The sequence below is a fragment of the Halorubrum tibetense genome, from assembly GCF_042661865.1.
GTDB classification, from domain to species: Archaea; Halobacteriota; Halobacteria; order Halobacteriales; family Haloferacaceae; genus Halorubrum; species Halorubrum tibetense.
Genome location: NZ_JBHSWW010000178.1, coordinates 1 through 5032 on the forward strand (window position 1 = coordinate 1; position 5032 = coordinate 5032).

A 5032-nucleotide genomic window follows, 5' to 3' on the forward strand; every position below is an offset into this window, starting at 1 on the left:
TCCGCCCCCACGCCGACCGCGGTCATCGCGTCCCGGTCGCCGATCTCCCGGCGGAGGAGCGCGGCCTCCAGCCGTCGGTCCGTGAGGTAGCGGAACTCGTGGCGGGTGAGACGCCGCTTCAACGCCTTGAGCGGGTCCGCACCCTCCCGCTCGGCGTGTCGGTCGAGCTCGGCGTCGAGGTCCGGGTTCGACACGATGATCAGCTGGGTGTCGATATCCATCCCGATCCCCTTGTCGAGCTTGACCCGGTTCTCGTCGGGGACGTTGAGGAGGCGGCGGAGCAGGTCCGCGTGCTGGCTCGCGTCCTCGACGACGGTGACGACGCCGTTCCCCTGTGAGAGCACTCCGTCGTAGCTGAACGCCTGCGGGTTCTTCCGGCCACGCGAGCCGAGCTCGCGCACCATCCCGCCCATCCACGACCCGACGAGCCGCTCCTTCGGGGTTCCGTCGTCCTCGGCGTGGAGCACTCCGATCCCCTGCCCGACGTCGACGACGTAGCTCGTCACGCGCAGGTGGTCCCTGTCGGTGACCGCCGAGAAGAGGTCCCGTCGCCCCTCCTCGCGGTACATCGACTCCAGGTGGTCGTACGCCTCGCGGCTGAACGGGTCCAGTTCGACGTCCGCGGCGATCGGGTAGGTCGTCCCCGCCTCGACGGCGTCGGCGATCCGTCTCCGGGTCTCCGGCGGGAACACCGAGAGCGGGTGGCTCTGTACCGGGCTCCGGTACCACTCGCCAGCGTCGCCGCCGTTCCCGTACGACAGCGACCGCGACCCCCCGCCAGTCCCGGTGACGTTCCACTCGACGGTGTACCGCCGCCCGGCGTCCGTCTTCGAGAACTCGCGGAGGCCGTTCACCAGACAGCGCTTGAACTCGGATTTCCCCGTGGCGGTGGGCCCGTCTATCCAGGTGATCTTCTCGTCGTTGCCACGGCCCGCGGCCGCCGCCCGGAGGTCGTCGACGAAGGCGTTCAGCGCGGTCGTGTTGCCGAGGACGGCGTGCTCGCCGTCATTGAACGGGTCGTCGAAGAACCGGTAGCGATCCAGCTCCTCGCCGCGCTCGACGACCGGGCGCGTCCCCTGTGACTCGATGGCCGCGAGCACGTACCGCGCGCCGGAGGCGGCGGCCGCCGGGGTCGCGAGCACCCGGTCGACGTAGGCTTCGAGGCTCATCGGTGGGTCGTACGCCTCTCTGAGCGTCTCGTCGGCCATCCGACTGAACGCCTCGCCGTCGGGGTCGCCGTCGTTCATCGGTCGGGCACCCCCGCTGTCGGATCGGTCATGGCTCAGTCCCCGTCACCTTCCATCTCGGAGCGGGCGACCGCTGCGCCCGCGTACTCGAGCACCTCGGCCGCCCCGTCCTCGGAGTAGCCGCGTTCCACGAGCGCGTCGACCCACGCGCTTCGCTCCTCGTCGTCGAGGTCCGTCGCCGAGACCAGCGCCGAGAAGTTGATGTTGTGTTTCTTGTCCTCCCACAGCTTGCGCTCGAGCGCACGGCGGAGCCGGTCGTTGTCCTGCGGGTCGAAATCCCGCCCCTCTCGGGCGCGTCTGGAGACCCAGTTCGACACCTCCTGCCGGAAGTCGTCCTTTCGATCGGAGGGGATGTCGAGCTGCTCTTCGACCGCACGGAGGAACGTCTCGTCGGGTTCCGTCTCCCGGCCTGTGAGCTCGTCGTCCACGGTGGCGTCGTCGATGTACGCCATCACGTGGTCCATATACTTCTCCCCCTGCCGCCGGAGCTCATCAATGTCGTACGCTAACGCGTGTCGCACGTCTTCGATCGCCCGCTCCCGATACTCCTCCCGAACCGTGTCGAGCAGCCGTTCGTACCGATCGAGGTCGTCGGCGGCGATCGAGCCGTGCCCGTCGAGGTTCGCTTCGAAGTGGTCGAAGACGGACAGCGGCGAGAGGTGCGAGCGGTCGCGGTGTGTCGAGTCCATGATCGCCTCGGCGATCTCGTCGCCGATGAACCGGGCGGAGACGCCTTCCATCCCCTCGCGGATCTCCGCCGACTCGGCGGCGTCCTCCCGGAGCTTCCGGCGGTCGATCTCGTCGTCCTCCAGCTCGCCGTTGTACACCTTCGCCTTCTCGACGAGGCCCACCGTCTCGTCGGTGGGCTCCTCAAGTCGGGTCAACACCCCGAAGAGCCCGGCCATCTCCAGCGTGTGCGGTTCGACGGCGACGTTCGGCACGTCGGCGTTGGCGAGCATCTTCCGATAGATCTCGGCTTCGCTCTCGTACTCCAACACGTACGGGTAGTCGATCCGCTTGGTGCGGTCGTTGAACGCCTCCATCTTCTCGTCGCCGGTCTTCTCGCGGTACTCCGGCATGTTCGTGCGGCCGACGATCACCTGATCGATGTCGATCCGGGGGTTGTTCTTCGGCTTGATCGTCTTCTCCTGGGAGGCGTGGAGGAAGTCGTAGAGGAACTCCCGCTGGAGCTTCAACAGCTCCTCGCCGGAGAACAGCCCTCGGTTCGCGTTACAGAACGCGCCGGCGTAGTCGAACGCGCGCGGGTCCGACTCGCCGTACACGGCCAGTTTGGCGTAGTTGACGTCGCCGGTGAGCTCCGTCTCGTCCTGGTTCTTCTTGTCTTTCGGCTCGAACGTCTCGATACACTCCCGGCGGTTCTCGTCGGCGACGAGCCGGATCACCTCGACGTGGTTCTCCAACACCGCCTGTAGGTCGTCGTCGTAGTGCGCCAACAGCTCGTTCAGGTAGAACTCCGAGGCGGGGTCGGGGTGTTGCTCGTTTCGGAGCGTGTACGGCGCGTCGAGTCGTTCGTTAAGCGCGTCGATGACGCCCGCGCGCTGCTCTTTGGGGAGCAACACCAACGGGTCCTGGTTCATCGGTGACCGGACGGTGTCGTCGCCGGGGTCCTGATCCCCGATGACCGAACAGAGGTCCACCCACCGGAACGTGTACATCCGGCCGGCGTCGTCGCGCGTGTACGCCTCGAAGTAGCGACGCGTGAGCCAGTCGAAATGCGACTTCCCGGAGCCGACCGGCCCCAACAGCAGTTTGATCCGTTTTTCCGGGCCGAGCCCGCGCGCGCCGGATTTCACCTTGTTGACGAACTCGTGGATCGCTTCGTGGATCTCCCGGCCGTAGAACACGTTCGCCCCGTCGTGGAGCGGGTCGTCGGCCGCGAGCGCGTACTCGACGACGCCGGCCTCCTCGTCGTAGCGTGTGCCGTAGTGGTCGAACATGTCGGCGACACGCTGGTGTGCGTTTCGGGCGATACGCGGGTCGTCGTACAGCGTTTCGAGGTACCAGTCGAACGATCGCGCCTCCCGAAGGTCGTCGGGGACGGACGTCCGATACGCCTCGCTTATCCGTTCGAGTGTCTGTCTTTCTGACATGGGTTGGTGATCTCGGAGACGATGCCGACCGAACCCGCCACGTCGACCCTCCGGCCGCGTTTCCGGCGGCGGGAAGGCGTTGCTCAACGCCGAGGACGGACGCGTGGCTCACCGGCCTGAGCCATCTCCCTTGACGCCGCGACCGACACACCTTCCGGGACCAGCACGCGGATGACCGTCGTTCCGGCCCGTATCCGAGGCTATATGTATGGCAGGGATTCACACTCATAAGTGTGTCGCACGTTACCGTCATTCATACTGGCCAGATCGCCCGCCCGGATGCGATCACGACGGCGACCCGGTTCGAACTCTTCACTGGGGTTTAAATATCCACCACCGAATCGGCAGTACAATCCGGTTCTCGTCGTTGGATCGTCTCCTTCGACTGCCGACGCCGACCACGTCGGTCGACTGGGCCACCGAGCGTCGTCGACGACCGCCTCGGTACCCGGTTCCGGTCCCCGACTCGGGGCAGCCGCTCGGCGACCGTTCCGTTCCTCCCCCGGCCCCGGCCGAGCCGTCACGGAGGCGTGGACCGGAACCGGAAACGACACCCCCGGAACGTAGCCTTTTGCGCCCGCCGTCCACACCGTCGCACGTGACGTTCAGTATCTGCGTTCGTGAGCGGTACACCGACGACGACGGGACCGATCAGTGCCGGTTCGGCGTGGCGGTCACCACCCGGCTCCCGGGGGTCGGCACCCTGTGCCCGTTCGTCTCGCCGGACGGGGCGGTCGCGACACAGTCGCTCGTCAACGTCGAGCTCGGCCGAAAGGGGATCGAGTACCTCGGGGACGGACTCGCCGTCGACGACGCGCTCGAGGCGTTGCTCAACGCCGACGAGGGGCGCGAACAGCGGCAGCTCCACGGCGTCGACGCCGACGGCACGTTCGCGTTCTCCGGCGAGGAGTGTCACGACTGGTACGGCCACACGGTTGGTGAGAACTTCACTGTCGCCGGCAACCTGCTCACCGGCGAGGACGTGATCGACGACACCGCCGCGGCCTACGAGTCGGCCGCACACGGCGACGCTCCGCTCGCCGAGCGCCTGATAGACGCGCTGGCGGCCGGCCACGCGGCCGGCGGTGACAAACGCGAGGACCTCGTCGTCCAGTCGGCGGCGTTGCGAGTGACGAACACCGAGGAGGGGGAGCTCGCCGACCCGTACTACAACGACCTCCGCGTCGACGCCACGGAGACGCCGATCGCCGACCTCCGGGAGACGTTCGAGACGGCGACACGCGGCTACGAGGCGGTGATGGAGCGGTACGCCGACGCCTACGAGGAGGACGACATCGACGCCGCGGAGTGACGGCGGAGGCGGGCGAGCACCGGCAGGTGATCCGAGGGGTAGCGCCCGCGGTCGTCGCGGTCGGCGAGCGTCTCGACGGCCTCCAGCTCGATGTCGGGCGAGACGAGCACGTGGTCGATCCGCCGGTCGTCGATGAGCCGCACGAAGTCTGTGACGGTCGTCGTCGGGCCGTGTCGGACGTCGGCGTCGGCGACGGCGTCACGGAGGTCGACCCGGTCGTCCGTTCGCTCGTGGCTTTCGTCGCGTCCCGTCAGTATCCGGTGTGGCTCCGATCCTGGCGTGCTGTTGAGGTCGCCGACGAACACGACCGACCGCTCCCGGCTCCCGTCCGGCTCGCCGTCGCCGGCGAGCGCCCCGACCCG

The 5032-nt window shown here is 67.7% G+C and carries 3 protein-coding genes and 1 pseudogene; 1 reads left to right on the plus strand and 3 read right to left on the minus strand.

The annotated features are described in order from the left end of the window. Window positions 1-1247 (minus strand): annotated as a pseudogene (locus tag ACFQEU_RS11140) (kinase anchor protein); the annotation flags it as partial. 35 nt (window positions 1248-1282) lie between these two features. Further along, window positions 1283-3358, minus strand: coding sequence for a PrkA family serine protein kinase (locus tag ACFQEU_RS11145; protein WP_379782124.1), 2076 nt, complete (start codon window positions 3356-3358; stop codon window positions 1283-1285). 598 nt (window positions 3359-3956) lie between these two features. On the opposite strand from ACFQEU_RS11145, the gene ACFQEU_RS11150 reads away from it, so the two are divergent. Further along, window positions 3957-4670 carry a DUF1028 domain-containing protein gene (locus ACFQEU_RS11150; protein WP_379782126.1) on the plus strand — a complete coding sequence of 238 codons (714 nt, stop codon included), beginning with the start codon at window positions 3957-3959 and terminating at the stop codon, window positions 4668-4670. On the opposite strand, the gene ACFQEU_RS11155 is transcribed toward ACFQEU_RS11150, so the two are convergent. Beyond that, window positions 4637-5032, minus strand: a 396-nt coding sequence (locus tag ACFQEU_RS11155; RefSeq protein WP_379782128.1) for an endonuclease/exonuclease/phosphatase family protein, incomplete at its 5' end; no start/stop codon positions are given. The two genes, ACFQEU_RS11150 and ACFQEU_RS11155, sit on opposite strands and share 34 nt — an antisense overlap.